Origin of the sequence: Burkholderia sp. Nafp2/4-1b (genome assembly GCF_003635165.1) — a bacterium.
In the GTDB taxonomy this organism is placed as follows: Bacteria; Pseudomonadota; Gammaproteobacteria; order Burkholderiales; family Burkholderiaceae; genus Burkholderia.
On the sequence record NZ_ML058643.1, the window covers coordinates 1 to 19,321 of the forward strand.

General features: G+C 57.5%; 12 protein-coding genes and 5 pseudogenes. 9 read left to right on the forward strand and 8 right to left on the reverse strand.

Annotated features, from left to right (window positions below):
- Positions 1-75: 75 nt before the first annotated feature.
- Positions 76-795: pseudogene (locus C7H84_RS33980) on the forward strand (contractile injection system protein, VgrG/Pvc8 family); the annotation flags it as partial.
- Positions 796-878: 83 nt separating this feature from the next.
- On the opposite strand, the gene C7H84_RS33985 reads toward C7H84_RS33980, so the two are convergent.
- Positions 879-1,514: a nitroreductase family protein gene (locus C7H84_RS33985; protein WP_240462179.1), complete on the reverse strand. Its 636-nt coding sequence runs from the start codon at positions 1,512-1,514 to the stop codon at positions 879-881.
- Between the two features lie 788 nt (positions 1,515-2,302).
- On the opposite strand from C7H84_RS33985, the gene C7H84_RS33990 reads away from it, so the two are divergent.
- On the forward strand, positions 2,303-2,602 hold the full coding sequence (locus C7H84_RS33990; RefSeq protein ID WP_121862907.1) for a hypothetical protein: 300 nt from the start codon (positions 2,303-2,305) through the stop codon (positions 2,600-2,602).
- Between the two features lie 197 nt (positions 2,603-2,799).
- Positions 2,800-3,123, forward strand: coding sequence for a hypothetical protein (locus C7H84_RS33995; protein WP_162999475.1), 324 nt, complete (start codon positions 2,800-2,802; stop codon positions 3,121-3,123).
- A gap of 448 nt (positions 3,124-3,571) precedes the next feature.
- Here the strand turns inward: C7H84_RS33995 and C7H84_RS34000 are convergent, their stop codons facing one another.
- Positions 3,572-4,984, reverse strand: coding sequence for a sugar porter family MFS transporter (locus C7H84_RS34000; protein ID WP_121862909.1), 1,413 nt, complete (start codon positions 4,982-4,984; stop codon positions 3,572-3,574).
- A gap of 2,340 nt (positions 4,985-7,324) precedes the next feature.
- Here C7H84_RS34000 and C7H84_RS34005 point away from each other — a divergent pair.
- Positions 7,325-7,786 carry a cupin domain-containing protein gene (locus C7H84_RS34005; RefSeq protein WP_205611494.1) on the forward strand — a complete coding sequence of 154 codons (462 nt, stop codon included), beginning with the start codon at positions 7,325-7,327 and terminating at the stop codon, positions 7,784-7,786.
- Positions 7,787-7,947: 161 nt separating this feature from the next.
- Positions 7,948-8,514 (forward strand): VUT family protein, encoded by a 567-nt coding sequence (locus C7H84_RS34010; RefSeq protein WP_121862910.1) that lies wholly within the window; start codon positions 7,948-7,950, stop codon positions 8,512-8,514.
- 162 nt (positions 8,515-8,676) lie between these two features.
- Here the strand turns inward: C7H84_RS34010 and C7H84_RS34015 are convergent.
- Positions 8,677-9,419 (reverse strand): annotated as a pseudogene (locus C7H84_RS34015) (IS5 family transposase).
- A gap of 483 nt (positions 9,420-9,902) precedes the next feature.
- On the opposite strand from C7H84_RS34015, the pseudogene C7H84_RS37400 reads away from it, so the two are divergent.
- A pseudogene (locus tag C7H84_RS37400) lies at positions 9,903-10,104 on the forward strand (IS5/IS1182 family transposase); the annotation flags it as partial.
- A 139-nt stretch (positions 10,105-10,243) separates the two neighbouring features.
- On the opposite strand, the gene C7H84_RS34020 reads toward C7H84_RS37400, so the two are convergent.
- Positions 10,244-10,900 (reverse strand): phosphatase PAP2 family protein, encoded by a 657-nt coding sequence (locus C7H84_RS34020; RefSeq protein WP_121862911.1) that lies wholly within the window; start codon positions 10,898-10,900, stop codon positions 10,244-10,246.
- Between the two features lie 263 nt (positions 10,901-11,163).
- Positions 11,164-11,604, reverse strand: a pseudogene (locus C7H84_RS37405) (IS481 family transposase); the annotation flags it as partial.
- A gap of 1,849 nt (positions 11,605-13,453) precedes the next feature.
- Here C7H84_RS37405 and C7H84_RS34025 point away from each other — a divergent pair.
- Positions 13,454-15,346, forward strand: coding sequence for a nucleoside-diphosphate sugar epimerase/dehydratase (locus C7H84_RS34025; RefSeq protein WP_121862912.1), 1,893 nt, complete (start codon positions 13,454-13,456; stop codon positions 15,344-15,346).
- Positions 15,347-16,231: 885 nt separating this feature from the next.
- On the opposite strand, the pseudogene C7H84_RS34030 reads toward C7H84_RS34025, so the two are convergent.
- Positions 16,232-16,411, reverse strand: a pseudogene (locus C7H84_RS34030) (helix-turn-helix domain-containing protein); the annotation flags it as partial.
- Here C7H84_RS34030 and C7H84_RS36765 point away from each other — a divergent pair.
- Positions 16,353-16,577 carry a hypothetical protein gene (locus C7H84_RS36765; protein ID WP_162999474.1) on the forward strand — a complete coding sequence of 75 codons (225 nt, stop codon included), beginning with the start codon at positions 16,353-16,355 and terminating at the stop codon, positions 16,575-16,577. The pseudogene C7H84_RS34030 and the gene C7H84_RS36765 sit on opposite strands and share 59 nt — an antisense overlap.
- A gap of 3 nt (positions 16,578-16,580) precedes the next feature.
- Here C7H84_RS36765 and C7H84_RS34035 read toward each other — a convergent pair whose 3' ends face one another.
- Positions 16,581-18,071 (reverse strand): ISNCY family transposase, encoded by a 1,491-nt coding sequence (locus C7H84_RS34035; RefSeq protein ID WP_121862913.1) that lies wholly within the window; start codon positions 18,069-18,071, stop codon positions 16,581-16,583.
- 588 nt (positions 18,072-18,659) lie between these two features.
- On the opposite strand from C7H84_RS34035, the gene C7H84_RS34040 reads away from it, so the two are divergent.
- A complete protein-coding gene (locus tag C7H84_RS34040) occupies positions 18,660-19,040 on the forward strand; it encodes a hypothetical protein (RefSeq protein WP_162999476.1) in 381 nt (126 codons plus the stop codon).
- A 43-nt stretch (positions 19,041-19,083) separates the two neighbouring features.
- On the opposite strand, the gene C7H84_RS34045 is transcribed toward C7H84_RS34040, so the two are convergent.
- On the reverse strand, positions 19,084-19,321 hold a 238-nt coding region (locus tag C7H84_RS34045), incomplete at its 5' end, for a transposase domain-containing protein (RefSeq protein ID WP_162999477.1).

Here is a 19,321-nt window from a genome sequence, read left to right on the forward strand (position 1 = left end):
CATGTGCTTGCTGATGAAACGCCTGGAGCGTGGTCGGTTCGTGTGGCCACGTGCGATGCTGGCGTAGCATAGACGGCAGTGTGCGAACTAGACGTGGTGATACCGCGGGTGGACCAATTCGGCGAGAGCGATCTGCACTTCGTGACGCGCTTGGCCCGGCAGGTCGGGGCGACCGCGACCGTGAAGGCAGGGCGCTTGCCGGTGCTGCCGCGCGGGGCGGGCAAGTGCGCGAGCGGCAAGCCGCTGCCAGCCGTGACGCTCATCCCCGAGATGCTGATCGACTACGACGTCCAGTTCCCGGACCGGGCGAGCTTTGCGGCGGTGCGCGCGAAGGTGCACGACCGCAAGACCGGCAAGAAACTCGAGCTGACGATCCCGAACCCTGACGCACCGCCGGGTGCATCCGCGGTGCACACCGAGCGGCACGCGTTTGCGAGCGCGAGCGTGGCGAAGGCGGCGACCCCCTCACGTCTGGTGAAACTGAACCGGCAGACGGCAACGAGCAGGCTGACGCTGCGCGGACGGGCGGATCTGGCAGCGGAGAAGGCGGTGATGCTCAAGGGCTTCAAGGACGGCGTCGACGGCGCGTTCCTGATCGAATCGGTGGAGCACAGCTACACATCGCGCGGCTGGATCATGGTGGTGACGCTCAATGGGGGCAACGCGGGCAAGGCGAAGGTCGGGCATGGGAAGCTGCCGACGAAGTCCGTCAATCTGGTGATTCCGGCGCCGGGCTGGGGCTTGCGACGGAACATAAAAAAGTGCCACCCGCATGGGGTGGCACAAACGGTATGAAAGAAATACCTGAGAGACCGATGCCCCGGCAGAGGCATCGGCGCATATCGTGCCAGCAATCCAGCATGCGTTGCTTTCAAAAATCAGCTCGGTTCGGTACTGCCGAAGCTTGATCGCTGCGCTGTCCCGAACCGGTCGACCATCACAACACTTTCGTAGGGCAGTTGACTGCCGCGCGGCCATGTCGGTGTTGTTGCTTTGCCAATGGCCACAAACATTGCGATCACGTGATCCTCAGGCAGATTGATCAATCGTCCCACAGCATCAAAATCGAACCCGTCCATTGGACACGAGTCGTATCCGATTGACTTTGCCGCCAGCATCAAAGTCTGGGCGGCAAGCCCGCACGAGCGCATAGCCTCATCACGCTGAACAAGTGGCTTGTTGTGGTAGTAGCGATCGATTGACGGCACGATGAAATCCTGAACTTCCCGGGACGTATGCGACCAGTAGCGTGCGGGACGGTCTTGCCAAGCTTGCAAATCAGCACACAGTGCTACTAGCAGGGAAGCGTCAGTCACCTGGTCCTGATCCCACGCGTGCGTTCGAATGGCTTGGCGTTGCTTCAGGTCGCTTACGATGACGAACCGCCAGTTTTGGAGGTTGAACGCCGTCGGCGACAACATGGCGAGTTCGAGAAGCTGACGCACTTCCGCTTCGCTCATCCGATGGTGGGCGTCGAAATGTTTCGCTGAGCGTCTTTCCTGAATGGCTTGCATGACATGCACGGAGACTCTCCTTGGCAATGGTTGTTCTGGACCAGGTACGGCAGGGCCGGCGCTTGGTGTTCGCGTCAGGCAGCGTTTTTCAGTTGGTCCCATTAACAGGATCGTTGCAGCTGCGCCCACCGACTGTCACCCAGCGCCAGTCTTGCGGTGCCTGTACCGTCTCCCTCGATAGGCCAGTCGGACCATCTGATCCAGTGCAGGGGCTGTTCAGAGAACAGCATCGTCGCGTTGCTCAATCCCAAGTGTGTGGCGTACGCCGGTAACCTATCGATGCCTCGAAAAACGGCTCTCTCCCCGTAGGGGCATAAAAGCGCAAGAAAGAAATAACATACAGAGATAGATGCGCCGCAGTAGAGACATCATGACAAATCGTGCCGGCGATCCAGCTCGCATAGCTTTCAAAAATCAACCCGGCTGGAGGCGGGGCTTTGCCGCATCCACCGGCCATCCGCGGTGAACCTTTATAATCGAGCGTTGACCATGGGTGAGGAAAAACAGGAACTCGCGGTGCAGCGTCGCGACGCACACGCAACAGATGCGAGCGATGGCGGTCAACATCGAGGACATCGAGTGCTCGGTGCAGCCGTTTTCGGATCTGGATCGGCGGCTCGCGGAGATGGCGGTGCGAGCTGAAACCGTGTGCGAGGACGTCGGTCTGCCGTGGGGCCGCTCACGCGCCGACGATCGTGCGCGCGGCGAGCTGCCGCTTGAATCTGTTACGCCCGGCTGCGGGGACTGGCCAGCCTTGCGCTGCGGTAAAACTCGCTGTCCGGCATCCCATGCAATGGAACACGATCGCGCTGCCTGTCGGCAGGATGCTGGCGGATCACGTGTATGCAATGGCCGCCCACGGGGACATCGCCGCGCTTGAATTGATCAAGAACGCCTGTACGGTGCCTGGTGCGTGTAGCGATCCAGTCTTCACGCGCAACGTGCTCACGTCGCTCGAATATCAGTTCGCGCGCGATGCGTTGCCGGCGGCCTATGTTGGACAGTTGGAGGGCGCGGACGGTGAGCGCCAGCGCGCCATCGAGCGAGCTACAGCATTACGGCGAGCGTTCCCGGGCCGATCATCATGAGAACACGTCAGCGCCTCTCAAGAGGCGCCTTGCCCGCGTTCGCGCGGGCTTTTTTGTAGACGGACGGCTCGTGTAATGGACGGACAGCGGGACAGCTCTTGAACGGACACCCGACGGTGACATGAAGCGCAGAATGGATGCGAATTGATAGTCGGATGATGTGGGTCACGCAATATTGACGGAATCTGGTTCCTTCGATGAGCGTGAGCCTTATGCCTCTTCCCCAAATTTCGCAAGCGACGCGTTCAGGTACGGTGAGCCGGTCGACCCAGACGGACCCGCGACGCAATGCCGATCCGGACGTCGACCGCTTGCGTGCGCTCGACTATCACCGGAATAACGCTCACAGCCAGCGCGTGCTGGACGCGATGCAGGCAGATTCGGCCGTGCGCCTGGCACTGGACAAGATGGCGCCGGAAACGAAGAAGCGGCACAAGGGCGACTTGATGAAGCTGTTCGCGGCGGACTCCAATCCGCGATGCGTGGAGGCAGTGCGTCCAGTTGATCGTGGACGCGTATGAGACCAAGGTGGTATTTCGACGCTGGGCCAACGCGCGTATCCGAAGTGACAATCCGTAGCATGTGCTTCGGCGACATGGCGCGGCGCATCACGATCAACCAAGCCGCAAGTGTGAAGCACTGCAGCAACCAGCGTCGACTGCAAGGCGACAGCTCCGCTGAGCGCCTCGCTTTACGTACCGGACTAGTGAAGCATCGCCAGCATGCTTTTCAAGCCACCAGTACAAACTGGGCATGCAGATCGGTCTTTCACGATATGTAGTCGGATCGATCGGCAAATTGTGGCGGGATTTCCTGCTCGAGCACGGCTATGCGCGGGCGGTCGTTGGCATGCCGATTCGGCATGCGTGCTCGCGGTACGATGCGACTGCTACTCCCTTCACTGACCGCTGGAATGCTGCGGACGCAAACGAACCCTCGGCAACTCAACATAGCCTCGTTGCGTTTTCATCATCCAGGGATCGAAGAATTGTGCTTGCCTAGGTCGCGCAGGCGGCCGCCCCGCATCAGATTGTGTTCAAGCTGTTCCAGCGTCACTCCGTTTGTTTCTGGAACGTAGAAATACACGAACGCACCAAAGATCACGTTGATGCCAGCAAATAGCAAGAACGTAAGCGTTTCGCCGATCATGGTGAGGACAGAGAGGAACGTGGAGGCCACCATGAGGTTGGCGATCCAGTTGACGAACGTCGAAGCGGCTATACCGAATTCGCGGCCCTGACTAGGTTGGATTTCCGCACATAGTACCCAAACCAGTGGGCCGGCAGACATCGCGAATCCGCCCACAAAGAGGAGCACAACGGTGATTGTAGCAATGCTTGCGACCACACCAGCGCCCATTCCCAAGTGCATTAGAATACCGAGTGCAGTCATGGCAAACGCCATCACCCCAACTCCGAAATGTAGAACCGGCCGGCGCCCGCATCGGTCTATAAGCATAATCGAGATTACTGTTGCAATCACATTCATGACGCCGACCAGCACCGTGGCCCACAGCTGCGATGCTTGAGTGGAATAGCCAGTCAGATCAAAGATATGCGGTGCGTAATACATCACGACGTTGATGCCGGTGAATTGTTGGAATAGCTGAAGGACGATACCAAGTGCGACAGCGCGCCTGAAATGTGGACTATTTCGCAGCAACGTCCAGCCCGACGCGCAGACAATTGGTCCCCGTGCGATCTGCTGAAACTCATGCTCGATGTCATGTTTGTTGCCATAGAGTCGCCTGAGCACGTATAGAGCCTCGGTATGGCGGTCGCGCAATATGAGCCAGCGGGGGCTTTCAGGCAACTGTATGACAGCAACGAGGAAAAGCGCCGCCGGCACGGCTGTGAGACCAAGCATCCAGCGCCAATCGGCGACATAGCTCAGTCCCGCGTTGGAAAGAAATGCAGTGAGAATGCCAACGGTGATCATCAATTGATAGGTGGCGATCATCGCCCCCCGTATTGGGCTTGGTGCGATCTCGGATAAATACAAAGGTCCTGCAAATGATCCCATTCCAACAGCAACGCCGAGGATTACGCGAGCGGCGATCAGGCTAGCGAATCCATCGGCGACCGCCGATCCTGTCGCGCCGAATACAAAAAATATACCGGATATTATCAATACCCAGCGCCGGCCTAAATTCCGTAAAAGTGGCACAGTGATTAGCGCGCCTAATGCGGCTCCCGCTAGTAATGAACTCACCACCCATTCCTGCAATATTTCGCTGAGTTGATACTGTGAACTGATCAGGGGTAGTGCGCCCGATATCACCCCTATGTCGAGACCAAACAATAGTCCGGCCAGCGCGGCGACAAGGCAAACAAATCGTGCGTAAGCTTGCGGCTCTTTTTGCGAGGGTGCGACAGCAATCATGTCATCAATTTACCGTGAAAGTTGCCAAAAAACCCCGTAGACGCATGACATTGTGCAATTTGTCCGCAAGGCTTAAGTTTTATCTGATTCGGCCAACATCATGAGAACAAATGGTCCATAGAATGTCGGTTGACCACGCTCCGAGATGGGGGAGCCATTGGCGGAAAATTAAGCGATTTGATTAACCATGTTGTACTTGGCGTATCGATGGGATTGGGATGAGCGCGATCGGACAAAGTCGCGTGCGCGCTTCATCGTCAGACGATTTCTGTGAATATCGATGGAGAATTTCCGGGTAATCTGATCTACCATCCGGTAAAAATAAAGTTAATCTGGTTACTATCAGATTCCCAATTTGCAAAGAGCCGCGTTGGTGCGATGATTTCGACCTCCCGTTTATGGCGGAGATGTTCCTCGTTGGATATTTGGTCGATGAATGCGAGTCGCAATTAACATCGAAAATTTTTACACTCGCTATGCTATAAGCGGGCGCCGAGAATGCCGCTAACGAATCGAATAGCTGGCAACACACTTATCACAAATCGGGTGGCAAGGGATGCTGTAATCCTTCAATTGGCAGCGCGGTGTTACTATTTCCGATCGGTGCGGCTCGGACGCCAAACATCACTGGACTCAGGAAAGTATTGCCGCTACTTGACACTGACTTCTGAATTTCGGCAGATTCCTTTCCGCCACTGACGCCTCTTTAAATGAACTAGCAAGTCTAGAAGGGTTGCAGTGAGATGCTTGCATTTTTCGTCCAGTTCGGAAAATTTAGCTGATTGGAGTTATTGTGCGAGAGCGTTCCGTCGTGACGGTGGGGCTCTCTTCAAAATAGTGCGCCCCGAGCGATTATTCAAAATTTCGCATCGACCAGGTTGTCCAGACGGGTTGCCCAATGTGAGGACAAGCAGCCGTCATAAACACGACTGAACACGCGATCACACATCAGATTTCCGTGGGCGAAAGAGATCGGAAGGGTTGGAGCATCTCGGCCGGATGTATCGGCCGCGCCCGAAGCAACATCATCTTATCGAACCGAAACCTATTTGCGGCTACCCAGGATGAGCGATCGGCGAGACGAAGCGGATCGCCCACCATGCGACCGAACGGCGAATAACTGTTCCGGTCGACTGCGGTGCGCAGCATAGCGGTACGGGCGTGCGAACAGCGGGTCGACCAATGCATCCAATTGCGGCACTCCAAGTTGTTGACGTGCGACTCGCCACCGTTCGGCGGGCGATGGTGGTTCAGGAGCCGGAGTGGGCTCGGCCTGCGTCCTTCCGAACGTGTTCGGCGGTCGGGACTTCCGTCGTACTGTCCCATGTCGAACATGGAGATGAACGAGTCGAACCGAGTGAGGACGGCACGGTTGTGTTGGAAACTTTCGCCAATGATGCAAGTTGGAAACTCACCACGCCTCGTTCGGCGGTGAACGCGTATACGGCCGCAGGCAAAGTCAGCGCGAGATGAGGTGGTTCGACAACGCCTGAGCTTTACGATGTCGCGGTACGTCGCGCCCGGCCGACTTCCATGTTGGTCATGCTAAGAGCGGCACCCGACTGCCGACGATGACGTCGTTCATTCTGCCGTCCTGTGACATCATTTTCGAGCGTCCGTGCGGCGCGGGTTGACGCTCGACTTGCGAACGAAAAATCCCGCACTGTTGACGTCTACTAGAGGCTTTTCCGGTGTTTCATAGGACGAATGATCACGTCCTGTTCGCCGAGGCGGTTCTTAGATTGTCCTAATTGGGCAAGTCGGCTGGCGCTGGGCGCGGGAGCGGAAGCGACGTCCCGCTTCACCGGAAGTTGGCGGGCCGTTTCACCGCTTCCTTGCAGCGCTGCGAGCTGTTGTTCCTCCGTTTTTTTGCACGCTGTCAATTTGAGGACATGCGACAAGCTTGCGACTTGCAATCGCTTCGATACCTCACGTCACCCGACGATGATGCGCTGAAGGTACCTCAAAGATTCTGCGCTTCATCGCAGCATCTTCGGCGGGGCGTAGCGTTTCCGCGACGACGCGGTTTGCGGGCTGTCTAGGCTATCCACCGAACAAGCCAACGCGAAGGGTGTGGCGTCTTCGAAAAGCCCAGACGCCTCGGGTGCGCGAGGGGTTCTCTGGTTCTGGATGCAAGCGTCGAGCTGGTTATGGCCGCGCCAGTGTTCAACCGGAAGCGCATGATAGCGACAGCCATTTTCTTAAAGCAAGGTTGCGAAAAACGCCTGCATGATGACCGGACTGTCATCCGAAATGTTATCAAGCTCGCTAAAGTCGGTTATCGTCGCTTGTCAACAAAGCGTCCTCAGCCGGCCTCATTGTCAACTAAGGAGTCTGTTTATGCACTACCTTGCACCTCACCGCACGCGCTTCGCCACTATTGTGATGGCGTCACTGTCTATATTTTGCGGTGCCACACATAGTTCGATGGCCGTCGCATCCGATCAATCGATCGAAGTCACGCAGTTGCTGAAAACAACGCACTCGTGGGACGGAACCCGATATCGCGCGTATCCGAATGGACAACCTGAAGTGTCGGTACTGCGCTATAAGATTCCAGCCCGTAGCGCGCTACCGTGGCACAATCATCCGGTAATCAATGCCGCCTATGTTCTTTCTGGCCAACTAACGGTGATCCGGAAGAGTGACAGAAAAACAATGGTGATTGGCCCCGGAGACGTACTCCCCGAGATGGTCGACGCACTTCATCGCGGTCAAAGTGGCGATGAGCCGGTAGAGTTGATAGTGTTTTACGCCGGAAGCCGGGGCGTCCCGTTAACGGTCAAGGCCGAGCCTAGCTAGCGCGTTATACATCTTTGGGATATCGAATATTTTGCGCGTTGCATAATGTCCGATTTTCCCCGAGCTCGGTCCCATAAGATAAGTAATAAAATGAGCACGTCATTTGAACGTAGGGGCCGAGAAAAGGTGGGTATCCAATCGCACGCAATCAAAAATAGTGGATGGAGCGTTTCTGTTTTACCGTGAATTGGCGGTATGCCTTGGCCCACGCTATTGTTATAGTCGTTGCCAATCTCTTGGTGTCGCACCCTTTCCCTGCGGCGCCGACCTTCTTGACATGGGCCGCTTTCGTCTCCCCTGTCTCCTTCTTCGTTACGGACACGTGCAACCGCCGCCGCGGCTTGCGCGAAACCCGGCGCATGGTGAGAAGATCATTCGTCATTGCCCTGATTGTCTCGTTTCTCTTCGCCGAACACCGTATCGCGATCGCCAGCGGCACCGCCTTCCTGCTCGCGCAATCGGTCGACGCGATCGTCTTCGATCGAATGCGAAGGCAAGCGTGGTGCACTGCGCCGATGGTTTCCGGCGTCGTGGCGTCGGCGGTGGACGGCACGCTGTTCTTTGTGCTGGCCTTTTATGGATCCGACGTACCATGGATTTCGTGGGCTCTTGCTGACTACCTGATCAAGCTGGGAATGCTCGTTGTTTTCCTGCCGGTGTACGGTGCGATCGTCTTTAGCGTGTCCGATACAGCGGCGATGACAGGGGCGGAGCATCACGGTACGTGACGTTCACCGAGTTGACCTAAACGGCGACGTTCAATATGGGTGCTGATTGCTAGAGCGTCCTGTGCATCTTTGTTCGACCGCGGCGTTCAAGGAAAATGGAAGATCCGAGACGCGCACCGGATTTTCTCGGTCGGCCGATCACCTCCGAGCGCTACGTTCTTTTCACATTCTCACCAGCGCTCCGAACGCACAATCAAGCGACGCAAAACCAAGGAAATAACCCCTGCTTGTCGTGACGAGCGGAGACGCGGAAAAAAATGTTTGATGCGATTGAAGAGGCATTCGACGATGTTCCGAGCCCGATACTGCGCGCGGCTATATCGACGCTTAGTTGCTCGATTCGAGCGCGGCGGGATGACGAGCACCTTCGCACCAGCCGCGCGAGTCGTCGCGGCAAACGCATTGGAGCCGTAGCCTTTGTCTGCAATCACGGCTTCGGTACGCAGGTGCTGGACCAGCTCGCTTGCACTCGAAATGTCGGCCACGTGACCCGCAGTAGCGATCAGCCGCAAGGACCCTCTGACATCGTTGGCGGCTGGATGCAGCTTGGTCGTCAATACGCCGAGCGAGCGACCGAGCGCTTGTGGTCCGTCCTTTTTGCTCCGGACGAATGCTTGTGGGCCCGCACGTTGCTCGAGTCGATTAACACGTGCTTGATCTCGGTCTCGCCGGCATGGATCGCGCGCTCCCATACTCCCTTGGGGGCGTCATCTGGAGAAGCGCATGTACACCGAATGCCATCGTCCGAATTCCTTTGACCGATCGCGCCACGGCGGTCCGGCGATCCACAAAACCGCTTCGATAAACCAGCGATTTTCGGCCGCCGTTCTCCCCTGGATCGCCTTCCTTGCCGGGCGTCATTTGATTCGTGCCAATACCTCGTCGCGCAGTAACGCTCGGATCAACTTCGCCTGCTCGCGCCAAACACCAGAAGTAAATACATTTCATTGAAAGAAAACAGACTCTAGTGACCGTCGCCGGCAACCCAAGTGAGTTCATCTGGGACATCACCCGCCGTGTGATGTCGTTTGCCGTACCCAATGTGGTACGTTCAACGTAATGCAGCAACACCACGGAGCTGGCCCCCCGGGTTCATGGCGTTGGTAGTAGTTTCCTGCAGGCGGCGTAACCCTGCACATGCGTTGCCTGCGATAAAGTTAGCCAACGGAGTGCACCCGGGCTTGCGATGATGGATAGCGGCAGATGCGGTGTGCGGACTTCTGTAATGCCATACCGAACCCGAGGATATCGACATGATCAACCGTCGAGATTTGCTACTACGTCGCCGTCAGGAAATTCGGTCAACATGCGTTCAACCAAGCCAAAATCGATCCCTATTGACCGGCGAAATCACATCGATTTCTGGCCGGTTTGCTTGCCAGGAAGCGATGCCCAAAGAACTGATGGACGACGCGCTGTCGTCAGTCATCGAACCTTTGCTGCCGAAGCGAGCGTCGGCCAACCGCCGATACGTGGTACGCAAGCCGACGCCGCACCGAGCGGTGCTGACCGGCACGCATTCGTGCCGCCTTCGGCATCGCCTCGTATCCGCTGCCGCGAGAACTTGGTTGCGGCTCGGGCGCGGCGTGCTGACGACGGCTGGTTGCATGGCAAGAGGACGGTGTCTGGCAACGCATCCGGGACGCAGCAACGCGTCACTGCTACCTGATGGCTATTCGCCGTGCCAGGCTAGCCGCTGCCTCAGCGACAGTCATACTGCGTTACAGATTTATCCGACATTTTTTCGCTTTATAGCCGTCATTGCGATTGTCAGGCGACCACTAAATATGCCCAGAAGAGCGCCGGCCAGGATGTCGCTCACGAAGTGATAGTTTGCGCCAAAGAGGCCGACGATGACGATGAGAATACACATGGCCCACAGCCAACGAAAGCTGCGGGCGCGGTTCCAAAGAACGACCATAGGTGCCACGATTACGGCGGCGTGCCCGGAGGGAAAAGATGCCCAGCCTTTCCCCCCGTTGAGAGGCAAGAAACCGTACACGCCATTTTGTATCCAGGACGGATTGCTATCAATGAACGTTTCTGTCCATGTACGCCCGAATAGGAATTTAAGTTGATCTTTTAGAACTACCGCTACGATTGCAGCCAGACAGCACGTCAGTAGTACGTGAACACGGTCGCTAGGATGCCAGCCAGCCAGCATCGCACATCCGGAAACCAATAGGCCAACGCACGCCAATGGTACAATTGGCTCAGAAAGGCGTGACATCCAGACAAAAACTTCATTTCGCTGCAGGTATGAATTGGACCATGTCGACGCGGCTCGATCGATAAAGGCGATAGTGAACAAAATCGCCAATATATAAAAAATGGCAACGACGAGAAAGCGACGTCGATTATCGCTTGGCTTGAGTAAGCTGACCATTGGAGCAGTCCTTCACAGAAAAATACTGATGAATTTGCAGTTGGCGCGAGGCTATCTCCACGTTGGTGCAGGATTGAGGGTTTGGTTGTGGCTCGAAGCGCGCCACGTGCCTTTGTGACACCCTATAGGAGAGGTGAGGGCAGAGCTTTAGATTTTTGCTCACACAGGTCTCCGCACGTGTGTGGCGGAGATGCGGAGGAAGGTAATTACTGACGGCGCCGATTCTGCCCCGCGTTGTATATATATAAATTGTGCAATTCAATTCATGAACATCGTTTCAATTTCTCGAGTTCCAGCGCGCGCCGGTGATGTTCAGCAACTGTCTTGTCGACTCTGCATTCGCGGTGCCGGATTCGCTCTTTCAGTTGGCCGTAGGCGCTGGCTATCCGCTCTAAGGACGGTGTGATTTCGCCCAATTCCGCTACGCGATCGATGGACGACGTGCCGCCGAGTGAGCTGTATGGGCGGGGCCAGTTGTAGTCAAACTGCCGTTCCTCAATTCGCTCATCGAACGCAACTTCAGCCGAAGGATGACGGGTCCAAAAACTCGTTCCAGTCTGTGAGTTGCGAACACTCGACGTTGCCATCAAGGTGTGGAGAGCGTGATCGGATCAGTTTGAATTTGATGCGCTCGCTCATCTGACGCCACTGTACCGCCTCGGCGAAGGGAGCGGCCGCCTTCGATCAGTCTGAATACGCTGAATCCGGGCGGCATTTTCTCGATGATGTGATGAAGAAAATCGCGTATTGGAGGACTTCTGTCGGGATAGACAGCCAGTATGCGTCTTTCTGTGTTCCTACATCTTCTGCGTAGACCTCGCAGCGAGCCTGTCCGTTCGGCGCCCGTCCTTTCCCCTGGCAGTATTACGACGAGGTACTCCTACAACCCAAATGAGCATTCAGTTGCGCGCTTTTTTTGCTCGTGCCTGCGAGCCGATTCGGCCCGTCATACATGACAAGGGTTATAAGCGGTCACATCTGTTGTGAGCGGGTAAGGAGACGACATTGCTGCCTCCCCCTCCCCAACGAACCGCCCAGGCGACTTTCACCGCAAACGGCTCAAGCACGGCTCAAGCACCATCAACTGATACCGGTCTGGCCAGACTGCACAAGACCTTCGCAAATATCATTTCGTTGGTCCATCCCATTGCTGAGACGAGGGCGCAGGACTGCAACACGGCAGTCTCTTCCAATCTTCCCTGCATCGAACTTCAAACATGAGCCTACGACAGCCGCACCAAGCGGAAGTCTGCGCCTTTTCAGGCGTGGGCAAAGTTATGAACCCCTATGCGAACCATGACAGTCCGCCATTCGCTTAGTGGGTACCCGCTCCCTCATCAGCTTGCCTCGCGGCTCACCTGCCTTGGGCCAAACTCCCAAGCGATGGCGAAGAATCGGGCTTACCGTGTTCCCGTTCCTGCCGACCCGAATGTTCTCGGGACTATCCGCTTAACGCCTGTCTCTCTGCCGGCAGGGAGCGTCGCCCTGACCCCGTCACCGAAATAGGCGCCTTTCAAGAAGTACATTGTTCCCGGAGCTTCATACCGATCGTCACCAATCACGCATGTCCAAGCAGGCAACAGTTGGTCGCACAACAGGTCACAGCTTCCATCGCCAGACCCTAAGCGGACGGAGTGTGACAAGACAAAAACGCGTTTTGCTGCCCTTTACTGCTTGACGCTCGACACACCGCGGGCAGCAGCACGTGTCGCACCATACGGAACTTGCCTGGCGTCCAGGTAGCATTGCGGCGTGTGGCGTCGTCGCTCACCGTCGCCAGTGATGACGTCTTTCGACGAGTGCGCCGTCCCTGGAGCTTCGCACTCCACCGTTTCCTGTCACGCACTCCGGGTAGGAGATTGGCGGTCATACGGCAGATCACGGCACGGCAAGCCGCGCGTGATACGAAAGAAACAGACTTTGCCATCCACTACTTTGTCGATTTACGTCTGGCAGGCGGCGCCACGTGTCGCACGAGCCCGTCATTTCTAGCTATTGAAATAGTTCTTGGAGGATTTCGCTCCTTGGTTTAAAACTGGATGCTTGGTCGGCGCGGAGTTGGAATAACGGCACCACAATCACGGCCATTGGGATCGGCAAAGGTTCGGGCTCGTCGATCATCGAGCGAATATGGCGACCGTTCCGCTGGCAAACAACTTGGTGCGCACGATTTGCGTGGCGCTGGTCAACCGAACGTCTAGACCGGTAGGTCTAGCTAGAGCCACTCGCGTTAGGGCAGATAGTAGGTACAGACTACAAAGTGAGAATCGAAAGATTGCACACTTGGACAGTCTGATGACATTACATTGCGTAAGCGCGTCCGTGGCGAGATCCTGGACGATACCAATCATGCAATTTCAAGTTTGGCGAATTGTGATCCCGAATCGGATTGAATGCGGTGAGACGTACGATCGTGAGACGCGTGTAGTAGCACTTACCGTACGGCGCTGTTTCGAGTATCCGAGCGGTATCGCATGATCGCTGAGTCGATTTATCAATAACCAGTGTAGCGGTGATCTCACGAGGCCGAACACAACTCCCGAGGCTCCGCCGATGGTAAGATTTAAAATTCCGTTGCTTGCTTCCTGCGCCTTGCTGTTCGATATACTAGCGGCCGCGATCGCGTGGTGGTGTGCATATCTAGTCCGATTCAATGGCAGCGTTCCGTCCGATTTCATGAGCGGCGCGCTGACGGCGCTCGTCTGGGTGCTGCCCGTCTACGCGCTGATGTTCCACGTGTTCGAGCTGTATCGCGGCCTGTGGGTGTTCGCGAGCCTTCCGGACCTGATGCGGATCTCGAAGGCGGTCGTCGGCGGCGGCGTGATCGTGATGATCGGTGCCGTGATGTTCCAGCCGTTCCCGATTATCCCGCGCTCGGTGCTGCTCGTGTCGCCGCTGATGCTGTTCCTTGCGATGGGAGGCGCGCGCGCGCTGTACCGCGCGACGAAGGAGTTCTACCTGTACGGCGGGCTGGTCGGGCAGGGCAAGCCGGTGCTCGTGCTCGGTGCCGGCACGGCCGGCGCGAGCCTCGCACGGGAACTGTCGCGTTCGGGCGAATGGCGTCTGGTGGGCCTGCTCGATGACGATCCAACGAAGCAAGGCCGCGAGATTTACGGCTACAAGGTGCTCGGCTCGTTCAACGACCTGAAGCACTGGACCGACGCGATGAAGGTCGAATACGCGATCATCGCGATTCCGTCGGGATCGGTCGGAACGCAGCGCCGTGTCGCGACGCTCTGCGTGCGCGCCGGCATCAAGGCGATGGTGCTGCCGTCGCTGACCGCGCTGATGCCGGGGCAGGGGTTCCTGTCGCAGGTGCGGAACATCGATCTCGAAGACTTGCTCGGCCGCGACGCCGTGACGATCGACACGCCGCACGTCGAGGCGCTGCTGCGCGGCCGTGTCGTGGTGGTGACCGGCGCGGGAGGCTCGATCGGTTCGGAGCTGTGCCGGCAGATCCTCCGCTTCAAACCGGCGCAACTGGTCGCGTTCGACCTTTCCGAATATGCGATGTACCGGCTCGCCGAGGAGTTGCGCGAGCGTTTCCCCGATCAGCCGGTCGTGCCGATCATCGGCGACGCGAAGGATTCGCTGCTGCTCGATCAGGTGATGTCGCGCTATGCGCCGCATATCGTCTTCCACGCGGCCGCGTACAAGCACGTGCCGCTGATGGAGGAGCACAACGCATGGCAGGCGCTGCGCAACAACGTGCTGGGCACCTACCGCGTCGCGCGTTCGGCTATCCGTCATAACGTGCGCCATTTCGTGTTGATCTCGACCGACAAGGCCGTCAATCCGACCAACGTGATGGGCGCGAGCAAGCGGCTTGCCGAGATGGCGTGCCAGGCGTTGCAGCAGACGAGCGACGGCACGCAGTTCGAGACGGTGCGCTTCGGCAATGTGCTCGGCAGTGCCGGCAGCGTGATTCCGAAGTTCCAGCAGCAGATTGCGAAGGGCGGCCCTGTGACAGTCACGCACCCCGAGATCACGCGTTTCTTCATGACGATTCCGGAAGCATCGCAGCTCGTGTTGCAGGCGTCGAGCATGGGGCGCGGCGGTGAGATCTTCATCCTCGACATGGGCGAGCCCGTCAAGATCGTCGACCTCGCGCGAGACCTGATTCGACTGTATGGTTTTACAGACGAGCAGGTGCGTATCGAATTCATCGGCTTGCGGTCGGGCGAGAAACTTTACGAGGAATTGTTGGCCAACGATGAGGCGACCACCCGCACACTACATCCAAAATTACGGGTTGCGCAGGCTCGCGGTGTGCCGGACCGCCTGCTTGATGACCTCCTACCGTGGTTGATGCAATGTCGCGTGCTCACCGACGACGAAGTGCGGCGCGATCTGCGGCGCTGGGTCCCCGAATATCAGACAACCGTCGCGGCCGCGACGAAAAACAACGTCGAACGTTTTCCAGTCAAAGGAGCGTCGCAACAATGAAGTACGAAAGCATGCGAATGCGCCAGCGTTCCCTGCCAGAATTGACCGTGCATGAGCCTACGCTGTTCTACGATCGAGTCCCTGCGTGCTGGAGGATATCGTGGGATGCAAGGTGAGAGGCCGGTGCCTAGAGACAGTGTCCAGCTGAGCACGATGAAAATCGCGGGCAGCGCGTACCAGTATGTTGACGATCGGCAGCGGCTCGCGGTCCCAGTTACTGGCGATCTACCCACCTTGAAATGCCCAAAATGCACTGCTGTTGCCTGATTGTGTTATCGAGCAAATGCCGTCCCGCTTGCCGCGCCTCAATGGCAAAATCGACTGTTCACAGCTCACGGACCTGAGCGAATCGAGGAGTGGCAATTCGACAATACCTAGCGGCGCCCGGACTGCTCGCTTGGTGGCAGGATGCGTGTCAAATTGCCCATCTCTCGGTTTTGTCCATACGAACGGCATGCTGGGGCAATGATCGGTCATGCCAACGTGCACAGAGAATCATTCGCCTTTGAGCGATTTGTTCCGCCAAAGAGAAAGCAATTTGTCGGATCTCGAAAATTATAAAAGATCGAGGTCGCAAATTCAAAAATGCACTATGCTCGACCGCACAAGTGAGATTCCTCGCTCAGTAGTATTTTGCGCCGCTTGGCGCGCGCACTATTTTGGCGCGGTGCCGTGCACTTTCTCCGGTGGCCAGCTTGTTCACTCTCCAGGCTCCTCTAGGCCGCTAGAGGGGCCCTTCGGTCCGCCTTCGGGCGGGCTTTTTTTCGTCCGCATTCGTTTTAATGGCATAGAGAGTTTCATCTGGTGCGAGCCGCTCGTCGACGTGCAGCGGAGTGCAGCGATTAGGAAATGCCATCGTCCTCGGATAGGGGCGACGAGGCATATGACCAATCCGGCCACGCCGGCAGCGCGATAGCGCGATACCAGGCGCTCAACCTGGCGCACGCTCAACTCCAGCCGTTCGGCCGCCTGGCCAGGCTTGAGCCGACACTCGGCTACAGCGTCGATGACCTTCAGCCGATCCACTTCACGCATCGTCATGGTGATCGTCCCAGTCGCGTTCATCGCCGGCGCTCCCAAGGGTGCAGACGATCAACCTACAGGCCAAAACACGACATTTTTATTTTGCAAAATTTTTTTTGTCATACCCGGATTCAGATGTCCACCTGCCAGCCATTTAAAAATGTCCGGTTTTAAGGTTGGTTTTGCTGCTTCTGTTTCCTCGCTTTGACCGTTACGCAGTGTCGCAGGTCGGCGCCTGAACGGGCAGGGCGCTCACGTCCGTTGCTCCAGCTTTTGTGGACCGACGGCCGGGTTTGTTTGGCGGCTTTGCGGTCTGCCGACGTTGCGCCAGCTCCACGATCACGTGTTCGACGTCCGCCTGCGTGATCTCGCGTTGCTTCTTCTTGCCCGTTTGCGGGTCGTTTCGGTCGGTACGAGTCGAGTCGCCTCGATGCGTTCGAGACGGCGCTTTACCGATTCTGCTGTTATCGCGTTGCGCTTGAAGCGCTTGCGCGACCTGCAGCACATGGCTCAGACGCTTGTGCTCGACGACTGCACCTTGATCGATTTCCGCCAGACGGTCGTACTGTCTGCAGTCCAATACACGATCGTCAGCCCGGAGTTCGATCCGTCCATCCGGGTACTCCCACACCTCGATCTGCCGGTCGATCAACTTCCGATTCTCCGGCGTGTCCTCCAGCAAGTACATCACCCGGTCGTACTGTACGGTCAGCGACTTTGTCACTTTCCGCGGCTCGCGCCACGTCAGCGCCAAGTCGAGACTCTCGTCGGTCCGCAGCGGCCGGTGCGCGTTGAAGTCGCTCTTCGGCGGCTTCGCGAAGCGCGCGTTGTAGGCGGCCGTGAAGGAGGGCGCATAAGCGTTGGCGTCGGCCACCGTGTTGATTCCGCGCAATCGCATCTCCTTGACCAATCGGTCCTGCAACGTCAGGTGCGCGCGCTCGACTCGCCCCTTGGCCGAGCTGCTGTTTGCACAGAACGTGTCGATGTTCAGTTCGTACATCGCGCGGCCGAACGGTGTCACGCGATTACCGGTCTTGCCTGGCTTCACGTTACGGAACACGCTGGCCTTGTCGCTGTAGAACGCCCCGGGTTTGCCGTGCCGTTCGATGTACGCTCGCGTCGCTTCGAAGTAGCTGAACGTCGACTCGGTCTGCGTAAAGTGCAGCATCATCAATCGGCTCGTCGCGTCATCCACATACACCAGCAGCGTGCAGGCCGGCGCCCGTTCCTCGAACCACCGATGGTCGCTGCCGTCGATCTGGATCAATTCGCCGAGGCAGGCCCGGCGCGCTCGCGGCTGGTAGATCTTCGGCGGTCGTTGCCGACGCGGAATCCACAAGCCAGCGTCCGTCATCAGCTTCCTGACGGTCTCCTTGGCCAGCCGGATGCCGTGGCATTCCCACAGCTTCTCGCAGGCCAGCGTCGGCCCAAAATCGGCGTAGCGATCGCGGATGATCGACAGCGCCCGGTCGGCGGCGCCTGGGTCCAGACGGCGGTTGCCAGGCTTTGCCCGATGTCCCGACACCAATCCCGCCGGGCCGTGCTCCCGCAGCCGGGCGACCAGCCGGCGAATCTGCCGTGTCGTCAACTCCAGCCGTTCCGCTGCACGCCACGGCTTGAGCTTGCCGTCGGCCACGTCCTGAATGACCTTGAACCTGTCCAGCTCGCGCATCGTCATGGTGATCCGCTCCGTTGCAGCCATCGCAGCCTCCGGCGCCGGACACCCGGCGGCCGAACAGCTTACGCGGCCCGAAAGCGGACATTTCTATGTAGCCAAAAGCGGACATTTCCATCTAGCTACTACATTTTTTAACTTTGATAATTTAGCTTATGTCAAATAAAGTCGACGTCCCAAGTATGTACGGAGTGTTCTTGTGTAAGCTTTACTGCGCGCACGCTCGTGTTGAAATTTGCAACATGCTTTCCAAAAACGACTTGCGCTGGGTCGCTCTCCGAGGCAAAAAAGTTTTCTTTTCGTCGGCTCCAATGGCGGGGGTAAGCGGGCTGCCGCGATGTACAGCTTGGGCGCGCAACGGGATCAACCCTTGCGCCTACCACAACCATCAGGGCGAGCCTATACCGCAACCCATTGATTATTAACGAATAGTCTCGCGCCGGTCAGCATCGAGGCTTTCGCCAAAAGAAGGAAAATGAGCCGCTATGAGCGGTTTGAAGCGGCATGTGGACACATTATGGTCACACTTTCGCGGGCAGCCTGCGAAGGGTAAGCGTCCGACTGATACCGTGGTTGACATCGCTATACTGGCTGCTCACATATGGGGGGCGAACCATGGATTTTGATGTCGAACTCGAAGTATCCGAAGCGAACAAGCCGGCAGCGGAGGCGCTGGCTCAGGCGGTTCAGACAGCAACGTTGATCACAAGAAGCAAGGTTGCCTCTGTCTATCTGAGAACGGATGATTCGGAACAGAAGAATTCGAACCTCGAGATCGCTTTGACCGCCTTTTTACTCGCGTTTGCTCCCTGCCGGCTGTCGGTTAGGGAACTGGGGGCGACGCTGCGTGTAGGAGCCTTCTTCCAGACTAAGGATTATGCGTTCGTGCCTGTCATACTTTCTCGTACGCTTCTCGATATCCTCGACGACTTGCGTCTGTCGCTTTCCATTAGTTACTACCCTTGCTCCGATGAAGTAGGGGCGGACGGCGCGTGATTCAGCTGTTCGCGCCGATGACCTGGACAGGCCAATGCGAACTTCAAACGCTGCTCGCGTGCAACTGATCGGTGACGACCCATGGCAACAGCTCGTCGACGCGATTGACGGGATGCTCGGCGATTCGAGCGATAACGTGGCGCAGGTAGGCCTCGGGGTCAAGACCATTCAGTTTGGCGGTACCGACCAGGGTGTAGATTGCGGCCCCGCGTTCGCCCCCGCTGTCGGAACCGAAGTGCAGGAAGTTTTTCCGGCCGAGAGCCATTTCGCGCTCATTCTGC

What these genes read in the sequence shown, in the direction of transcription:
- C7H84_RS33985 (WP_240462179.1), bottom strand. Translation starts at nt 1,514, where the DNA reads ATGCAAGCCATTCAGGAAAGACGCTCAGCGAAACATTTCGACGCCCAC.
- C7H84_RS33990 (WP_121862907.1), top strand. Translation starts at nt 2,303, where the DNA reads ATGCAATGGAACACGATCGCGCTGCCTGTCGGCAGGATGCTGGCGGAT.
- C7H84_RS33995 (WP_162999475.1), top strand. Translation starts at nt 2,800, where the DNA reads ATGAGCGTGAGCCTTATGCCTCTTCCCCAAATTTCGCAAGCGACGCGT.
- C7H84_RS34000 (WP_121862909.1), bottom strand. Translation starts at nt 4,984, where the DNA reads ATGATTGCTGTCGCACCCTCGCAAAAAGAGCCGCAAGCTTACGCACGA.
- C7H84_RS34005 (WP_205611494.1), top strand. Translation starts at nt 7,325, where the DNA reads ATGCACTACCTTGCACCTCACCGCACGCGCTTCGCCACTATTGTGATG.
- C7H84_RS34010 (WP_121862910.1), top strand. Translation starts at nt 7,948, where the DNA reads ATGGAGCGTTTCTGTTTTACCGTGAATTGGCGGTATGCCTTGGCCCAC.
- C7H84_RS34020 (WP_121862911.1), bottom strand. Translation starts at nt 10,900, where the DNA reads ATGGTCAGCTTACTCAAGCCAAGCGATAATCGACGTCGCTTTCTCGTC.
- C7H84_RS34025 (WP_121862912.1), top strand. Translation starts at nt 13,454, where the DNA reads ATGGTAAGATTTAAAATTCCGTTGCTTGCTTCCTGCGCCTTGCTGTTC.
- C7H84_RS36765 (WP_162999474.1), top strand. Translation starts at nt 16,353, where the DNA reads ATGACCTTCAGCCGATCCACTTCACGCATCGTCATGGTGATCGTCCCA.
- C7H84_RS34035 (WP_121862913.1), bottom strand. Translation starts at nt 18,071, where the DNA reads ATGGCTGCAACGGAGCGGATCACCATGACGATGCGCGAGCTGGACAGG.
- C7H84_RS34040 (WP_162999476.1), top strand. Translation starts at nt 18,660, where the DNA reads ATGGATTTTGATGTCGAACTCGAAGTATCCGAAGCGAACAAGCCGGCA.